Genomic DNA, 16,327 nt, shown 5'->3' with positions numbered 1-16,327 from the left:
AATACAGTGTTTAATGGTGATTAGAATAGTATCTTTAAACATTTCTTATCCGTAGTAGTATAGATTGAAGCAACAGAGTATATAGCACATTTAACAAAGGTTGTTTCACACATTTATAAGGAACGTCTAAAGCAAAAGGATTGCGAGTTCAGTCATACAAAATAAACTCACAATCCTTGTTATATCGATGAAAAAGTAAGCATAAGTTTTTTTACTAGGTGGATGTCTAACTATTTTAACCCCTTTATAAGTCGTGCAGAGGCAAAGCAAGTTTCACCATTTTTGAAATATACAACTCGTTCCTTATGATCTACAAATTCAATGTTTTGTTTATTCACAATAAAAGCCTTATGACATTGATACATCGATGTATGTGCTTCCTTAAAATCCTTTAAGCGACCATAAAACTCAATATGCTCATTTTCTAAATGTAATATAATTTTATGTAATTTTGGGGATGCCGCAAAAAAGTATATATCCTGAATAGCAATATTCCTTGTATAACCATTTGCTCTTATTTGAATCTGTGAAGGTGATTGTTGTTGGCCAATTTGTATATACTTTTCATATGCAACTTTTAGTGTTGTTAATATTTTTTGCTGTAACATACCTGTGTGATCCTTAATAATAAAATCTAACGCAGCAATTTTATACATAAACGTTAAATAGGTCATTTCTGCATGGGTTGTGACAAATATAATACTGCACAATGGGTCACGTTGGCGAATCATATCCCCTAACATAAGCCCTGTCACCTCATGGTTCAAATCAATATCCAAAAAATAACAATCTGCTTTTTCATATGTAATGACTTCATTAGGGTTTGTAGTTGTAAGTACAATTTCAATCCCGTTCCCTTCCATCATAGCATAGTTTTTAATGGTTTTTTTGATATGCTCTAATTGTACAACATTATCTTCACAAATAATCACTTTCATATTTACACCCCCTCCTCCTCAATAAACAACTCTTGTATAAATAAATTGCCATTTATTTTTGTATTTAAACGAAGTTTTGGAGATGCATCTACCATTTGACGTAATATAGATAAGCCCAAGCCTCGCTCCTCTCCTTTTGTCGAGAAGCCTTCTTTGAAAATTTCATGCACTTTTAACTCATAACTTTTATTGGATGAAAATGTATTCATACATGCAATTAACACAGCTTTTTCCATTCGAATAAATGCTAATCGAATCCAAGGCTCTGTAGCATGTTTACTGGCTTCAAGCGCATTGTCCAATAGTATGCCGCACATACGATTTAATTGAATCTCATCCAATGCTATTCTATCGATTTTTTCGACAATCTCAATGTACATTGGAACGTGAAACGTTTGCGCTTGAATAAGTTTTGTTGTTAAAAGTCCTTTTAAACTAGCTATATTTAAACAGTTAAGCATCGAAAAGGATATTTCATGCGCTTGCTCTTTCTTTTCAGTTTGTAAAATATGTCGATAAAAATAGGTTTCTAGTTCTGAGTAACTTTTAGAATCTATAAAATGACGCATTGATGTTAAAATATTCATATAATCATGTTTAAATTGACGCATATCTCTATTAATTTCTTCAAGCGAAGACACATATGAATTAAATTCTTCTAATTCCATTTCCTTTTGTTTAATATGTATGTTCTTAATAGCTAAGTAAACAAAGAAACCAATAATAATGATAAAGATCATCAAATAAATCACAAAAAAGAACAAATTATGTTGGACACTTTTGATAAACGATGTACCATCCATCAACACAATATCAGTATACATAAAGACAATCGTCATAAGCATCAAGGGAATCATTGCAGGTATAATGTATTGCTTAAACACATACCATCTAACAAAATAATCGAATAACTTTATGTAGACAAGCACCAATATAAATAGGATACTCATCGAAAAAATGAGTTGTACCAATGGAGAAGTGATGATAGCATCCATGCCATTCGATAAATGATACACGACAAGCGAAGAAATATGATCTGCCAAAACAACTAAAACAATCGTAAACAGCACATGGGCCACATTCCGCCAACGCTTTGTTTGCCGGTAGACGAAGAAACTTTCCACTAATAGGATGTACGCCATAGCATAGACACCTATAAAAGCAAACAACACTACTGATGGCGAAACTATTAATAAAGAAATCTTCAATATCATTTTTTTTGTTATTGCAATTTTGCTAAAATATAACGGTAAAATACTTAATATCAAAAATTGATAAATAATCAAAGTTAAATAGGATATACTCCACATACGAATAACATGATCCTTCCAAAATAACATATAATCAATATCTATCTTAGAATATTTATGTATTTTTTTCAAATTTATTGAAATTTAATTCTTGTGGCAACTCCTCTTCTCCTAAAGCTCCCCAACACATATAAACAGAGCTAAAGTCAGCCAATTTAACGAATAAATTATATAAATAATCAATAATATTGTCGATAATAAATTTCATTAATGAGATCCTCCTATTTTTGCAATAACCACTAAAACAATCCCCTTCAAAAATCCTGCTAAGAAAAATACACTTATGGATGTTGGAAAAATAACGAGTAGTCCCCCCAACACAATAAGTCTGCTATACAGTTTTTTAAACAAAAATGTTCGATGAGCTTCACCCTGTACTTTTGTTTTTTTAGAACTCACTGGACCAATAAACAATAAGATGACAGCTCCTAGCAAAAACGCCCCCCAAACAACGAGTGAAGTGATAGGCAATGCTACAGCTAGCCATGTGATGAACGGAAATGAAATACAACTAACAATAAGACACGTTTTAAATGATGAACAATGCGCACCATATGCTACTTGACGCACCAATAGAAATCCAATTTGAACCAGTAACATTCTCCAAAATAAACCGAACGCTATAGCTATACCGTAAATAATCAAAAATTTTTTTAACTCGCTTGTAACAACACGAAATCCATACACTAATTTAATTTTATCTAACTGTGTTAACGGTCTTCTATGTTCAAAAAAATCTACTAGCATTTCCTCTTTTGCAGTAAATTCCATCTCATCACCTCCTTGATCACTAGTATAAAACATGTAACATCAAAATAGTTAAAAATATCCTAAAAAGTATATTTTTAAAGATAATCACCTATTTTCAATCTTCTCTTTTACATAAACGTTCAAAAAAAAGAACGTAAGCGTAAAGTGCCACTTAACGTTCCCTTAAATAAGTTTTTCTGTATATGCTTTATAAACTGCTTCTAAATAATGAGATGTTCCAAAATATGCATTAATATGTCTAATCGATTGCTCTATCTCTGTATTTGTAAATTTTTGAGAGTTACAAAGAAAGTCAATGGAGTGACCCTTTGCCAATTCCATGAGCACATTCATTTCTAACATATTCAATCCGCCCAATCGTCTTGTATCAACTATTTCTATTGAGTCTCCTTCAATGATATGAACTAGTTGTTCTATCGTCATATTTTTATTTATTACCTTACAATTCAAGATATTATTTGTGTAGTAATGAATCTCTCCAATATTTTCATCTGTCATAAAAACAATTTGGCATTTCATTGTTTCGAGGTTTTTTAAATATGGTATATAGTGAACAAAATGCTTATAAGATGTGTCAATTAACACAACATCATATTTTTTATTGGCATTTATCCTTATGACAACCTCACTCAACAAGTTAATGGTATCAACTACCCAAGACGGTCTATACATAGTGAACATATTTTTTAAAAGCTCTTGCATAAGCGTGTAATCTGAATGTACTAAGATATACATTATTCTGTTATCTGACACGAACATTTCTATATAACACTCCGTTTTACAAATCGAGCAATATATAGTCGACAACATACTAAAATAATCATCGCTGTACCTATACTTGAACTAAATATAAATAAGAAATCCCATTCTATTGGCCCATCTGCGTCAATTTGCATGATTAACTTTGTTAAAAACATGCCACTTGTTAATCCAAGTAGTAAACCGATAGTGACAATAAAGAGAACTTCAGACCAAATAACCTGTTTTAATTCTTTTGGGGCAAGCCCGATTAAACGTTGTGTATTGTATTGGTCTCTTCTTTTAAAGATTATATGAAAAATCGTTTGCACTAGACCAGTACAACTCGCTACTACTAAAGCAGTCAAAATGAGCATGAACATTGCCCATCGTTGATAAAACCATTCCGAGGCTTGCTCTAAAAGAACAGCTCGCTCCACAATTTTTAACGTTGGCCAATCATGAATCGTCTGTTGGAGATCGTCTAATGTTGTGCCATTACCTAAAGTTAAATGGATTTTATCAATTGTTACAACATCTTTAATCAAAGGGGAATTCCAATCAACAAAAAGTTGTTTATATTTGTTTTCAGTTGGAACAATTCCAGTAATTCTTAAACGAATGACTTTTTCATTTGACCGTCTATCTAAGTAATCGCCTTCTAAAACATCGCCTATTTTTAAATCATACTTATCAGCTACATCATCTGTAATTTCAACTCTATCTGCTCCACCAAAATCTTTGGCAAAATAATTCAGATTAACACCGTTATTAGTGAGAAAAGAACTACCCTTACTATCTAATTGTATTTCTTTTATTGAAATTTTTTTTCGCAATAACTCTATATCATTATAAGAAATATTTTCAAAATAAGGATTATCAATCGCTACTTCATACGGATAGGTTTTTTCAATCGTTGTTTCCTCGGATTGTACAATAGATTTCAAAAATGTACCATTAAACGTAATAATCATAATCAAAATCGCTAATATACAAACAACAGGAACATAGTTACTTAAATTAGGGATGAATTGAATTTTTACATAGTGCGCTTTGTTTCCTAAATAGCGATGAATCCAGGAAGAATATTTTTTCAATGTGTATACTATCAAATATGGGAATAAAAAGAATAGACAACCTATGATACATACACTTCCAGTAAAAATGAGAATAATTGATTGAATTGCATCATTTTGCAAAATACCTTGTGCAAGAATAAGTAAGGACATCACACCTACTATAAAAGTAAGTACGGTCTTCCATTTCGTCCAATGATATGATTTAAACTCATAATTTCTTTTCATTGCTAAAGGTAATATTTTAGTTACCCTCGCTACTTGAACAAACACAAACATGTAGAGTAAGAAATAAATAGCAAGTAAAATTGCTGAAAAATAGACAACAGGAATGTTAAAATGGGCTTGTGGTAAGCCAACCATCTCAACCAAAGATGGGACAACGAATTTTAGCAACAAAAGGCTACTGATTGTGCCTGTCCCCACACCTATTAGTAATATGATAGTCGATTGATAGTTGACAATCTTTTTTAGTTGCCCTGTCGTTGCTCCCATTGTTCTTAAAACGAAAAATTGGGCTTGTAAACGACTAAATAATAATGAAAAAGTGGACTTCAATAATAGACCACTAATAATGATAATACTAAACACTAACATCATGATGAAAACGAGTAAGGAATTTAAATTTGCTTGTACCCAGTCCGTTTCTTTCGTTATATCTACACGTATATTTGGGAAAAATTGATGTAATACAGTAGCTGTCTGCCACACATCCGTTGTTTTAATCATGACAAACAAGCCTTTTACATCCGATGGAATACTACTTACAATTTTCAAAGAATCAATGTCCATATAGAGAATAGGCGCATCTTCTCCATATTCATTAGGAGATAGCACTCCTTTTATAAGAAACGGCTTACCATTTACCATAATTGAATCTGAAACAGACTTATTTAATGTTTTTGATAACGAATGTGAAATAATAACTTCATTATCTTTCGGTATGTCGTTCAAATGATAAAATCCTTTTGTTAAATGCCCATTTGTAACACCTAATGTATAGGCTCCTTCAATCTTATCAATAGATGTAAATTGTAGTAAAATCGGTTCCACAAGCTCGACTTCTTCTAAAGTTTTAATCTGATTAAAACTTTCTTTCGTAATCCATTGACTAGACTCTTGACTAGATGAAAGGTTATAACCAGCAGAAATATCCACATCCCCATACAAGTTACGAATATTGTCTTCCATTTCTGTTCGTGCATTTTCAACATAGATCAACATTGTTGCAATTAAACAAACAGCGAGTGCTACAACTTGTATGGCAATGATTACTTGTATTTTAGCAGCTCTACAAAGTTTCCAAGCAATATTCTTTAAATCATACATTGAGATAACTCCTCTGTATGTTTTTAAATTTGTCAAAAATCATCGATAAATTATCGCTATTTACTTGATTGATATAACTATCTACTAATTTCCCTTTATGAAAGAATAGTACACGATCAGCATAAGTCGATACATGTGGATCATGTGTTACCAATATAATTGTTTGATTTGTTAGATTTTTCAATTGAACAAGTGTTGTTAAAATATCATTAGTTGTATTCACATCTAAGGCCCCTGTTGGCTCATCTGCCAGTAATAATAGCGGATTGGCAATAATCGCTCGTGCTATAGCCACTCGTTGTTTTTGCCCACCAGATAATTCATGTGGTTTCTTCACAGCTAAATCACTAATTGACATTTTTGTTAAAACATCTTTCACCTTTTGCGCAATTTTTTTAGAGTCCTCATCTAGCAAAATTAAAGGCAGAGCCACATTATCTGATACCGTCAATTCATCTAATAAGTTAAAATTTTGAAATATAAAACCTATATTTCGTTTTCTAAATTCCGATGCTATCGGTTCTTGAAATTGCTCAATCATTGGTACACCTTGAAACATTAATTCCCCATGTGTAGGTTTGTCTAAAGCAGCTAAAATATTAAGTAATGTACTTTTCCCTGAACCACTCGTACCCATTATTGCTACGATTTCGTTTTGGTAAATTTCACAATTGATTGTATCTAGTGCTTGTACAATAAAATCCTTTGACTGAAATTCCTTTGACACATTTTTCATCACTACTAATGGGGTTTCTTTCATATTTTGTGTCTCATGTAGTTTCAACGGTTTCATGAAAATGCTCCTTTCGCTCATACCATTTGGATTGGGCTTGATGCATACGATAAAATAATCCTTTATTATTTATTAATTCATCAAAAGTACCAATTTCTTCAATTTTCCCCTTATCCATTACGATAATCTTATCTGATAATTTCGTGGGTCCGATTCTATGTGTAATCGTAATCGTTGTTTTATCATCTGTCATGCTATCAAATAATTCAAGTGTTTTTAATTCTGAATGAGGATCTAATGACGCTGTAGGTTCATCCAACAAAATCAAACTAACATCCTTCATTAGCGCTCGTCCTAAAGCTATTTTTTGCCATTCTCCCCCAGATAGATCAATTCCGCCATCCATTTCTTTAGATAAATAAGTATCTAAGTCAACATTATGGATTGATAATTTATGTCCCAATCCTACTTTTCTTATGACATCCCATATTTTCTGGTCATTCTCCATGTCATCTACATTGCCAAAACCAATATTTTCTCTTAAGGAATACATATATTTAGGGAATGTTTGAAAAACAACAGCAACTTGTTTATGTAAACTAGATTTATCAATGTCGGTCATATTTTCTCCATTTACTAAAATCGTTCCTTCTGTCAAATTGAATAATCCTACTAAACAATGGGCGAGTGTTGTTTTCCCTGAACCGTTTCCACCTACAATCGAAATTTTTTCTCCTCTTCGTATTGAAAAGTTCAATTTTGAAAAAGCTGAAATATCAGAATAAGAATAGTTGAAAGTGCCATTTTTAATATCAATCGTTTCAATAGAATTAATTTCTTCTCTCTTTTCGTCATCAAAATGTTCTATTTTCAACAACTTGATTAATGCATTATTATAAATAGCTGCTTCAAAAATAGAAGCTATATGTGCACCAATTTGAGCAAAAATGCCCTGTAAAGTAATTATAGCTGCAGTTAACGCCACATAACTCCCTATTGTTAAAGCGTTCTCTACTAGTTGATAAACGAAGAATACAGATACACCTGTATTGATAACTCCTACAAATAGTATCATCACTGCACTATTTTTCAGTTCCCACTTTGTCACTTCAAGTCTCTTGTTCATCGTATAAAAATAAAGTTTTTTCCATTTTTCCAGTAAATAATCACTCAATGTATACACTTTAATTTCCTTTAAATAGCTTTTGTCAAAAAAAAGGGATTCTGTATAAGAAAGCTCTCTTTCTTTAAATACAACGTTTTTTTCAACTTTATAATTTTTAAGTTTGCTAAAAAAAACAATGACAACCCCGGGAATTGTTGATAAAAGCACAGTTAAAGGTAATGTCCAATGAATAGCCATTAAAATCGCAAAAACTGAAAATAACGAAAATACACTTGTAATGATCTGCAAAAAAGAATATGTTGTACCTAACCCATTTCCTTCCAATGCTTTGGCTGCCAGATTCACTTGATTGTAAAAAAAGCTAGACTCAAAGTTTTCTAAAGAAACGCTAGTTACTTTTTTGTTTAACATCGCTTTAAATAAATAATTCACTCTTAAAGAAATTTTTCGAAATAGATAATCTTGAATTTTTCCAGATAGTTGTCCAAATAGACTAAGAAACGTTATTGCTACAAGGAGAACTAACACAAACCCCAATTCATTAGGAATTTTCTGCACCACCGTTAGTTGATCTATCAACCTTTTCTGTAGCAAAATTTCTAAAGGTAACATAATAGAAGTTATTATGCTTAAAATAGTTAAAAAAAGAAATATGCTCTTTTGTTCTCTCCAAATATTTTTCAAATAAAAATACTGTGAATAGAAAAAGTCTCTAACAGGTCGATCTTTCTCATGGAATTTTAATTCATTCAACTTCATAGTCATTCACATCCAAAAGATTTTCTAAACTTGCGATTCCTTTCTTCTCTACTACAAAATTATTAGTATTCAAAACTAGATACATTGGAAAGACATCTATTTTTAACTGATTAGAAAGAATTTCTTCTTCTATAAAATAAATATATTCATCCTCTAAATAGCTCAGGTTATCCCGATTTTCTATCGTATCCGTTGCTATAAAAATATACTTTTCTTTTTTAACAGGAATTAAAAAATTGAGTTTTTTTAATGTTGCTTTACAAGCAGAACACTGACTATCAATAAATACTAAAGTCTGCACATTAATCTCATTCATAATATCTTGAACTTTAACAGATTCAAATTGTTTATTCTTCAATGGAATCAACGGAAAAACGTTTTTTTCCATCGGTCCCCATTTTTCTACATTTAGCACTCGTCTAGTTCTTAATGAAATCAAAATGCTAAGCATTAATACACAAGAAATGATGACGAAAGCATAATAAATTTCCATGTCCATCGTTACACCACCTCTACGTTTCTTCTAATAATTATTAAAGTGATGAACCATAAAAGAACAGGTACGAGATAAAATATATTGCCAAAGTCAAGTATATTCATATTACCTTTATCAAAATAGAGTAGTGGCACTATACTGAAAAACATGCATAGACTTTGTATTAAGCCACCCAGTCCTGTCTTAGTTGGAATTAAATTGCCGAAACATTTACAGTCCTCTTCTATCTTATTAATAAGTGCATACGAATTAATAATTATAAAGAGTAAAATTAAAGATAAGGCACTAATATAAAGTATAGGGTGAGCATAAATAAACAAACTGACACCTATTACAATTTCAAATAATGGGAATAACAATGCCAAAAATGTAATTAAAATATCATTGATAGGAATATACTTTAAAAAAAACTGCTTTGTATTTGAATGTGAGATTAATTTAGAAATCCCAGAAAGTATCAATACTAAAGCAGAACCATAACAAAAAATATAAATCATAGTATCTCTCCTAAAAAAATTAAGAAAGTTAATGTGAATTTCACATAATTGTATCCTAAATTTTTTATATTTATATTGATAGGTATGTTTTCAAAACAACCACAGTTACGTGTCTTTCCTCCTTTAGAAGGTTTAAACAGTAAAAAAAGATTGAACAATTGCAACATTACAGCGGTCATACATATGTAAACATTCACAAATTGAATTAATAAGGAGATACCTACAAGCACATCTAAACTCACTAAAATGCTTACGAATATCGGAGATATTGTTATTTTTTCATTTATCGCCACGTAATAATGATAAATTTTAAAAACTTTATTGAATCCGTTTTTTAGAAAAATAATTGCTACAACCAGATAAACAATAATGATATTCAGTCAACTCCTTTTCTTTCAAGCCACTATTAAAATCCTTTAATATACAAGGATTTTAATAGTAAAATACACACAAAATTTTATATTGTTTCAAAGAGATTTACCTTATGAAGAAAAATTCATTATATCTTCCCAATAATATTTTTCACCCATATATAGTAATACTGGAATTTCTTCAATTTGCAATTGATTTAATTTCATCAAATGTTCGACTTTTATCTCGTTATCGTTTTCAAATAACACTTTTATCAAAATAACTTCTCTCTTTTTTGAAATTCTACGATAAAAAGCATTCAAAACATATAAGTTATCAAAAATGTTATTTTCATCCGAAATCAAATATGTTCTTCCCTTTTCCAGGAAATCTATTTGCTCAATCTGTATAAATCTCCGCTGAAAATCAATGCAGTTTCTTAATTTTGTCAAATTGTAAAAAAAGAAAACCAAAAATACAATCCCGAAAATTAGTGTCATACTTTATTTATCAGTTAGAAAAATATGAAAACGTTCATTTCACATTTTGTAGGAGTATTGTGCTATTACTATAGGGCAAATTTAGTTTTTGTATTTATTTTCTGCTATAGAACCATAACGATTCATCGTAGACTCTTCACCAAAACCTGTTCTTGACTATACATTCCTGTTACAACTTTTATGTAATAAAAAAGTAGAACATTAATTACAGTTAACATCGAAATAAATAAAATAGTTTTGGTATTAACCTATTTATAAGTTAGCAGTCATCTTTTTCTGCAGAACAACTAACCGTTTCAGTCTTACAAACGTAACATATATTTACAACTCCAGGACCATAACATGGTTCGGTTCTATATTTACGTCTTCTATAACTACCTTTTACAGCACCTGTTTCATCAAAAAATGGCAATTCTTTACCCCAGCCACATTGACCTTTAATGATTTCCGAACTATTTCCACTATCTAAAAGCATTGGTTTGCTATATGTCATTAACATAATTATTTCCTCCTGCAACCCTTAGAAATAGCACAATACACCTACACTAACAGCCTCCTTATTAATATTGATTCATTACACTTCTTGCATAATCCATACTTCAATGGAGAACAGTAATAAAAAAGCCTCATCTATCAACAAACCATTTCTCCACTTATATAAATTTTCTTCCCAAAACTCTTCGGAACAAAGACCTAACTTTGAGACAACTAAAGGTGACTTTACATTAGAATAAATTGAATTCCAATTTTTCCTTATACTCTTTAATGTATGAGCAATGTGTGATGTTTTATTTATACGCAGTCGAATACTGTCAGGTAACTTATTTTTCTGAGAGTCTCTTAAAATTTTTTTCGTGTAGAAGGGATCAAAGAGAATATGACTAGGGATTTTAATCATAAAAGAAATTAACTCCCTATCTAAAAAAGGATGTTTTATATCCGCACCATAAAAGCCACCTATCGCCCTATCCATATAATGATTGGCTTTTGCATTTAACATTTGATGCAATAAATTTCTAGCATGATTCCGTTTATTTTTAGTTGTTCTACTAAAAGGATGTGGTTGAATGATGTACTCACGTAATCCTTTAAAAGCAGACATATTTGTATACATACAATATTTAGTTAAATCGCCGAACATATCCTTTATTTTTCCTTCTCTAACGTAATCTCTTAATAAATACGGCGGATTCGTTAAAAGTTGGTCACCACCATAACCTGTTAGGATACTATATGTATTATTGTTCACACTTGACTCTATTAAGGGAGAAATAAATTCACATGTAGGAGCAGTAGCATACGGTTCGTCAAAACGTAATATATTATTCCGAAGATCTTCATACATCAATACTGAATCATAATTTAGAAAAGTACCTTTAGAATTATATTGTTCTAATAATTCCGTTATATATGCACTTTCATCGCATTCCTTTAATTCATCAAAAACAACGCTTACCGAATTAATTTCTCCGTATCTATGCCCCAATCGTTTTGACACATTAAAAATAGTAGTTGAGTCTAAGCCACCGCTTAATAACACCGTATTTCGCTCGCTTTTCCGTACTCTCCTCAAAACTGCTTTGTTCAAAATACTTTCGAATTCTTCAATTAACGCTTCCCGATTTATAGTTGTCTCCTTCATCATCCATTTATCAGAAAATAATTCATCATAATTCACATAGTTTATTAGGTTAATTTCCTTATTTTCATAAACAAACATATTCCCACTCGGTAAACGCAAGATCTCTTTATATGGCGTTAAATAGGAATCAACAATTCCTTTTGCATTTAGATATTCTTGAAAGTAAACACCGTTCAACTCAGGTGTATTTAGATAACTTTTCAATAGAAAGATATCGCTCGCAACTACTAATTTTGTATCGGTTTTTAAATAAAAGAGCCTTTTTACCCCCAAGGTATCTCTACAGGCCATTAATGTTAAATTCTTTTTATCAAATAGAACAAATGAAAACTCGCCATCTAAACGCTTCACAAAATCCAAACCAAATGTGTTATAAAGGGAAATTAAATTAGTGAGTAATTCTTGCTCAGTCCAATCAACATTTTCATATACACCATGATTCAAAATATTGTATATCACAATGTCTCCCACTATTAACACATCATTATTTTCAAAAAACACATATGGGGTCGTATTTTGAGCATATGCTGCTTTCAAAACAAAGTTCTGTGAGGATGTGTTGAAATAATTTACTTTTGATTTACTGTTGATCTTAAGATGTCCATTTTTATCCACTTCTCCCTCCGAATTATCCATAAATTCAAACACATACCAATTCACCTAAGTTCAACTCCCTTCATATACGAGTTTGAATCTATAATCACTTTCAACGAATCAAGATTTTCCATTTCTTCAAATAGATTGTGGCCCTGATATTGAATCCAGGCATGTGCCTCTAAGGGAAATTTTTTTATCCCTATTACCATGTTTACTGGTATACCATACTTAGATTGAAGTATCTTATAACCAATTAACGTTTTGTGTATACAATCTGCTTTCCTAGGATACCAACAGCAAACTTGGTCTAAAAGAATAAACCACTCCAAAATCTCTTCAGAATTCTCCTCAGTAAAAATCTCTTTAGAACCCTCTATAGTATATTTTTTTATATAGCGTCTAAAGACTTCATCAAAACCTTTTCTCCGTATTTGGAAATCTAAAAATATTAATTCTTTGTATAAATATAAAATATTATACAAATTTAATTAAACCTCCTTTTGACAACGAATTTAAAAATCCATCTAAATCCTTTTGAATAATTAAAATATCTTCATTTGTCCTTTTAGCTATTAATTTGGAAATATCAGAGACTATTGGTGTTTTATCAAACTCTTCCCAAATAAATGAACTAAATTTATCTAGTGCGTAAATTTGATTCGTATAAATATTAATAATTAGATATTCATCCTCTTCTTTATAGGAAAGAAGATACTTTGATTTTTTTACACGCATCCCTTTTACCACTTCCTCCTCTTTTACATTGTGAACAATCCTTTAATACTGTTCCTGTATTACTACTATACACAGTCATAAGCTCTAACAGTCTCTTTACTCTTATCATCTTCTTTCTTCCACATAACCGTATTTTTTCTACTTACTCCATTACGTTTATGATTATATAAATGTAGTGGAGTAAAATGACAACTCTTGTGCTATCGATTACATCCACATCAAGTCCATCACTCAACACATATATAAAAACTGCACCTTCTAGTTGATTGTTAACTTTCAATCAACTAGAAGATGCAACTCGTAGGGTTTTATTGGTCCATGAAAGATCTTAAAAATAGAAATCTAAAAATCAATGTATAAAAGAAAATATTCTCTCTCCACCAAAGTTCAAAAAATTATTGATGTTGAAACAGATGTCTTTGTCTTTTACCTAAAATCTATAGGATAAACCTATTCTTTTCAGGCGTCTAAAATGGCACAACCTTTATAGAAAAATATTGTAAAGATATTTATTACCCTCTAAAGCCCTGTAAAATTTGTAAAACAAATTTACCTGTTTTACATAAACATAACTGCTTAGTCTATCATAGCGAACGTTCTGACACACAATGTTTTATCACATAAAAAAACAAGAATGCTAATATAAACATTCTTGTTTTAATTATGTTTCTAATGATTCCTTTGGAGATTCAAACCCATGAGTAACTTCTATGTTAAAACTCATACTATTCTCTTCCAATGAATTTTCTATACTTTTTTTATTCTCGTTGACCTTTTCTTCAAAAAGAATCCTTCTCTTTCTAAACCTGTTGCAATTCCCCTAATATAAAAAGCTCATAAACCCTGTTATATCAAGATTTATGAGCTTTCTTAATTTTTATTAATTTGATGATACCGGTGGTCGGGGTCGAACCGACACTCCAAAGGAACACGATTTTGAGTCGTGCGCGTCTGCCAATTCCGCCACACCGGCATAATGGAGATAAAAAAAATCGGATAAACCGATTAACAGTTAAAATATGGAGGCGGCAACCGGATTTGAACCGGTGATAAGGGTGTTGCAGACCCGTGCCTTACCACTTGGCTATGCCGCCGTCATACATGGAGCGGAAGACGAGGTTCGAACTCGCGACCCCCACCTTGGCAAGGTGGTGTTCTACCACTGAACTACTTCCGCAAAAATGGCTGGGGTACTAGGATTCGAACCTAGGCATGACGGAATCAAAATCCGTTGCCTTACCGCTTGGCTATACCCCAACAATGGGGCGACTGATGGGAATCGAACCCACGAATGCCGGAACCACAATCCGGTGCGTTAACCACTTCGCCACAATCGCCATTGTATTATGATGTTTATTAATTTTATATGAGATGGGGCGACTGATGGGAATCGAACCCACGAATGCCGGAACCACAATCCGGTGCGTTAACCACTTCGCCACAATCGCCATAAAATTAATTGGCAGGGGCAGTAGGAATCGAACCCACACCAAAGGTTTTGGAGACCTCTATTCTACCGTTGAACTATGCCCCTAAAATAATAAAACTGGTGGAGGGGGACGGATTCGAACCGCCGAACCCTAAGGAGCGGATTTACAGTCCGCCGCGTTTAGCCACTTCGCTACCCCTCCGGGAATATCTGGTGCCGGCTATAGGAATCGAACCCACGACCTACTGATTACAAGTCAGTTGCTCTACCTGCTGAGCTAAACCGGCAAAAAAATAAGATGGGTCAGGACGGAATCGAACCGCCGACACTTAGAGCTTCAATCTAATGCTCTACCAACTGAGCTACTGACCCATATTTTAAAATAAATGGCGGTCCCGACCGGGATCGAACCGGCGATCTCCTGCGTGACAGGCAGGCATGTTAACCGCTACACCACGGGACCATTTGGTTGCGGGGGCTGGATTTGAACCAACGACCTTCGGGTTATGAGCCCGACGAGCTACCACTGCTCCACCCCGCGATAATACTATAATATTGTTAAAATAATGGTGGAGGATGACGGGCTCGAACCGCCGACCCTCTGCTTGTAAGGCAGATGCTCTCCCAGCTGAGCTAATCCTCCATCTGGGTATTGAATTGGTGACCCCTACGGGATTCGAACCCGTGTTACCGCCGTGAAAGGGCGGTGTCTTAACCACTTGACCAAGGGGCCATCGTTTGGAACACATCAAAGTGCTGGCGGAGAGTAAGGGATTTGAACCCTTGAGACAGTGTTAACCGCCTACACGATTTCCAATCGTGCTCCTTCGGCCACTCGGACAACTCTCCAAGAATGGCTCCGAAGGCAGGACTCGAACCTGCGACAACCTGATTAACAGTCAGGTGCTACTACCAACTGAGCTACTTCGGAATAATTTTAGTATATAGCCTAGCGACGTCCTACTCTCACAGGGGGAAGCCCCCAACTACCATCGGCGCTAAAGAGCTTAACTTCCGTGTTCGGTATGGGAACGGGTGTGACCTCTTTGCCATCATCACTAGACTATTTGAAAGACAATACTTATTATAACATATCTTATAAAAATTACAAGTATATTCTAATATTTTATTCTTTCAAAACTGGATAAACGGTGCATTGAATGTTTCAAACTTTTTTGGTTAAGTCCTCGATCGATTAGTATTCGTCAGCTCCATGTGTCACCACACTTCCACCTCGAACCTATCTACCTCATCGTCTTTGAGGGATCTTACTTACTTGCGTAATGGGAAATCTCATCTT

At 32.8% G+C, this 16,327-nt stretch carries 16 protein-coding genes, 16 tRNA genes and 2 rRNA genes; all 34 read right to left on the bottom strand.

Going from position 1 to position 16,327, the window contains the following annotated elements:
* Positions 1-230: 230 nt before the first annotated feature.
* On the bottom strand, positions 231-938 hold the full coding sequence (locus NY607_RS17480) for a LytR/AlgR family response regulator transcription factor (protein ID WP_131521058.1): 708 nt from the start codon (positions 936-938) through the stop codon (positions 231-233).
* Between the two features lie 2 nt (positions 939-940).
* Positions 941-2,080, bottom strand: a complete 1,140-nt coding sequence (locus NY607_RS17475; RefSeq protein ID WP_193767372.1) for a sensor histidine kinase — start codon at positions 2,078-2,080, stop codon at positions 941-943.
* A gap of 223 nt (positions 2,081-2,303) precedes the next feature.
* Positions 2,304-2,456: a cyclic lactone autoinducer peptide gene (locus tag NY607_RS17470; RefSeq protein WP_131521057.1), complete on the bottom strand. Its 153-nt coding sequence runs from the start codon at positions 2,454-2,456 to the stop codon at positions 2,304-2,306.
* Positions 2,456-3,019, bottom strand: coding sequence for an accessory gene regulator B family protein (locus NY607_RS17465; protein ID WP_193767371.1), 564 nt, complete (start codon positions 3,017-3,019; stop codon positions 2,456-2,458). The genes NY607_RS17470 and NY607_RS17465 overlap by 1 nt, the downstream gene beginning before the upstream one ends.
* A gap of 162 nt (positions 3,020-3,181) precedes the next feature.
* Positions 3,182-3,721 carry a hypothetical protein gene (locus NY607_RS17460; RefSeq protein WP_205445576.1) on the bottom strand — a complete coding sequence of 180 codons (540 nt, stop codon included), beginning with the start codon at positions 3,719-3,721 and terminating at the stop codon, positions 3,182-3,184.
* Between the two features lie 59 nt (positions 3,722-3,780).
* Entirely contained in the window at positions 3,781-6,162 is a 2,382-nt protein-coding gene (locus tag NY607_RS17455; protein WP_259420059.1) for an ABC transporter permease, read from the bottom strand.
* On the bottom strand, positions 6,155-6,955 hold the full coding sequence (locus NY607_RS17450; RefSeq protein ID WP_396631600.1) for an ABC transporter ATP-binding protein: 801 nt from the start codon (positions 6,953-6,955) through the stop codon (positions 6,155-6,157). The genes NY607_RS17455 and NY607_RS17450 overlap by 8 nt, the downstream gene beginning before the upstream one ends.
* On the bottom strand, positions 6,933-8,780 hold the full coding sequence (locus tag NY607_RS17445) for an ABC transporter ATP-binding protein (RefSeq protein ID WP_259420058.1): 1,848 nt from the start codon (positions 8,778-8,780) through the stop codon (positions 6,933-6,935). The genes NY607_RS17450 and NY607_RS17445 overlap by 23 nt, the downstream gene beginning before the upstream one ends.
* Positions 8,767-9,279 (bottom strand): hypothetical protein, encoded by a 513-nt coding sequence (locus NY607_RS17440; RefSeq protein WP_131521052.1) that lies wholly within the window; start codon positions 9,277-9,279, stop codon positions 8,767-8,769. The genes NY607_RS17445 and NY607_RS17440 overlap by 14 nt, the downstream gene beginning before the upstream one ends.
* A 2-nt stretch (positions 9,280-9,281) precedes the next feature.
* On the bottom strand, positions 9,282-9,773 hold the full coding sequence (locus NY607_RS17435; protein ID WP_131521051.1) for a MauE/DoxX family redox-associated membrane protein: 492 nt from the start codon (positions 9,771-9,773) through the stop codon (positions 9,282-9,284).
* Complete coding sequence (locus NY607_RS24345; protein WP_373565033.1) at positions 9,770-10,132, bottom strand: hypothetical protein; 363 nt, start codon at positions 10,130-10,132, stop codon at positions 9,770-9,772. Before NY607_RS24345 ends, NY607_RS17435 begins: the two co-directional genes overlap by 4 nt.
* A gap of 123 nt (positions 10,133-10,255) precedes the next feature.
* A complete protein-coding gene (locus NY607_RS17430) occupies positions 10,256-10,489 on the bottom strand; it encodes a hypothetical protein (RefSeq protein ID WP_131521050.1) in 234 nt (77 codons plus the stop codon).
* Between the two features lie 394 nt (positions 10,490-10,883).
* Positions 10,884-11,123, bottom strand: coding sequence for a hypothetical protein (locus NY607_RS17425; RefSeq protein WP_131521049.1), 240 nt, complete (start codon positions 11,121-11,123; stop codon positions 10,884-10,886).
* A 75-nt stretch (positions 11,124-11,198) separates the two neighbouring features.
* Positions 11,199-12,926, bottom strand: coding sequence for an asparagine synthase-related protein (locus tag NY607_RS17420; RefSeq protein ID WP_131521048.1), 1,728 nt, complete (start codon positions 12,924-12,926; stop codon positions 11,199-11,201).
* Positions 12,923-13,345 carry a lasso peptide biosynthesis B2 protein gene (locus NY607_RS17415; RefSeq protein ID WP_227744937.1) on the bottom strand — a complete coding sequence of 141 codons (423 nt, stop codon included), beginning with the start codon at positions 13,343-13,345 and terminating at the stop codon, positions 12,923-12,925. Before NY607_RS17415 ends, NY607_RS17420 begins: the two co-directional genes overlap by 4 nt.
* On the bottom strand, positions 13,338-13,598 hold the full coding sequence (locus NY607_RS17410; RefSeq protein WP_131521047.1) for a PqqD family protein: 261 nt from the start codon (positions 13,596-13,598) through the stop codon (positions 13,338-13,340). The genes NY607_RS17415 and NY607_RS17410 overlap by 8 nt, the downstream gene beginning before the upstream one ends.
* A gap of 892 nt (positions 13,599-14,490) precedes the next feature.
* Positions 14,491-14,571: transfer RNA gene (locus tag NY607_RS17405), tRNA-Leu, on the bottom strand.
* Between the two features lie 47 nt (positions 14,572-14,618).
* Positions 14,619-14,692, bottom strand: a tRNA-Cys gene (locus tag NY607_RS17400).
* 8 nt (positions 14,693-14,700) lie between these two features.
* Positions 14,701-14,775: transfer RNA gene (locus tag NY607_RS17395), tRNA-Gly, on the bottom strand.
* Between the two features lie 5 nt (positions 14,776-14,780).
* A tRNA-Gln gene (locus NY607_RS17390) sits at positions 14,781-14,855 on the bottom strand.
* A 4-nt stretch (positions 14,856-14,859) separates the two neighbouring features.
* Positions 14,860-14,935 (bottom strand) — tRNA-His (locus NY607_RS17385).
* Positions 14,936-14,970: 35 nt separating this feature from the next.
* Positions 14,971-15,046 (bottom strand) — tRNA-His (locus NY607_RS17380).
* Positions 15,047-15,058: 12 nt separating this feature from the next.
* A tRNA-Trp gene (locus NY607_RS17375) sits at positions 15,059-15,132 on the bottom strand.
* A gap of 13 nt (positions 15,133-15,145) precedes the next feature.
* Positions 15,146-15,229: transfer RNA gene (locus NY607_RS17370), tRNA-Tyr, on the bottom strand.
* A gap of 9 nt (positions 15,230-15,238) precedes the next feature.
* Positions 15,239-15,314: transfer RNA gene (locus tag NY607_RS17365), tRNA-Thr, on the bottom strand.
* A gap of 12 nt (positions 15,315-15,326) precedes the next feature.
* Positions 15,327-15,399: transfer RNA gene (locus NY607_RS17360), tRNA-Phe, on the bottom strand.
* Positions 15,400-15,414: 15 nt separating this feature from the next.
* Positions 15,415-15,490, bottom strand: a tRNA-Asp gene (locus NY607_RS17355).
* Positions 15,491-15,493: 3 nt separating this feature from the next.
* A tRNA-Met gene (locus NY607_RS17350) sits at positions 15,494-15,568 on the bottom strand.
* A gap of 26 nt (positions 15,569-15,594) precedes the next feature.
* Positions 15,595-15,670: transfer RNA gene (locus tag NY607_RS17345), tRNA-Val, on the bottom strand.
* 15 nt (positions 15,671-15,685) lie between these two features.
* Positions 15,686-15,760: transfer RNA gene (locus tag NY607_RS17340), tRNA-Glu, on the bottom strand.
* Positions 15,761-15,784: 24 nt separating this feature from the next.
* A tRNA-Ser gene (locus NY607_RS17335) sits at positions 15,785-15,876 on the bottom strand.
* Positions 15,877-15,881: 5 nt separating this feature from the next.
* Positions 15,882-15,958: transfer RNA gene (locus NY607_RS17330), tRNA-Asn, on the bottom strand.
* Between the two features lie 16 nt (positions 15,959-15,974).
* A 5S ribosomal RNA gene (gene rrf, locus NY607_RS17325) occupies positions 15,975-16,090 on the bottom strand.
* Between the two features lie 112 nt (positions 16,091-16,202).
* Positions 16,203-16,327, bottom strand: a 23S ribosomal RNA gene (locus NY607_RS17320); the annotation flags it as partial.

Origin of the sequence: Lysinibacillus sp. A4 (genome assembly GCF_024919535.1) — a bacterium.
Lineage (GTDB): Bacteria > Bacillota > Bacilli > Bacillales_A > Planococcaceae > Lysinibacillus > Lysinibacillus capsici.
The sequence above is the reverse complement of the archived record's forward strand: the minus strand, read 5'-3'. Positions and strand labels throughout refer to the sequence as shown.

Coding starts and splice junctions, on each gene's coding strand:
- NY607_RS17480 (WP_131521058.1), bottom strand. CDS start 938: ATGAAAGTGATTATTTGTGAAGATAATGTTGTACAATTAGAGCATATC.
- NY607_RS17475 (WP_193767372.1), bottom strand. CDS start 2,080: ATGGCGTACATCCTATTAGTGGAAAGTTTCTTCGTCTACCGGCAAACA.
- NY607_RS17470 (WP_131521057.1), bottom strand. CDS start 2,456: ATGAAATTTATTATCGACAATATTATTGATTATTTATATAATTTATTC.
- NY607_RS17465 (WP_193767371.1), bottom strand. CDS start 3,019: ATGGAATTTACTGCAAAAGAGGAAATGCTAGTAGATTTTTTTGAACAT.
- NY607_RS17460 (WP_205445576.1), bottom strand. CDS start 3,721: ATGCAAGAGCTTTTAAAAAATATGTTCACTATGTATAGACCGTCTTGG.
- NY607_RS17455 (WP_259420059.1), bottom strand. CDS start 6,162: ATGTATGATTTAAAGAATATTGCTTGGAAACTTTGTAGAGCTGCTAAA.
- NY607_RS17450 (WP_396631600.1), bottom strand. CDS start 6,955: ATGAAACCGTTGAAACTACATGAGACACAAAATATGAAAGAAACCCCA.
- NY607_RS17445 (WP_259420058.1), bottom strand. CDS start 8,780: ATGAAGTTGAATGAATTAAAATTCCATGAGAAAGATCGACCTGTTAGA.
- NY607_RS17440 (WP_131521052.1), bottom strand. CDS start 9,279: ATGGACATGGAAATTTATTATGCTTTCGTCATCATTTCTTGTGTATTA.
- NY607_RS17435 (WP_131521051.1), bottom strand. CDS start 9,773: ATGATTTATATTTTTTGTTATGGTTCTGCTTTAGTATTGATACTTTCT.
- NY607_RS17425 (WP_131521049.1), bottom strand. CDS start 11,123: ATGTTAATGACATATAGCAAACCAATGCTTTTAGATAGTGGAAATAGT.
- NY607_RS17410 (WP_131521047.1), bottom strand. CDS start 13,598: ATGCGTGTAAAAAAATCAAAGTATCTTCTTTCCTATAAAGAAGAGGAT.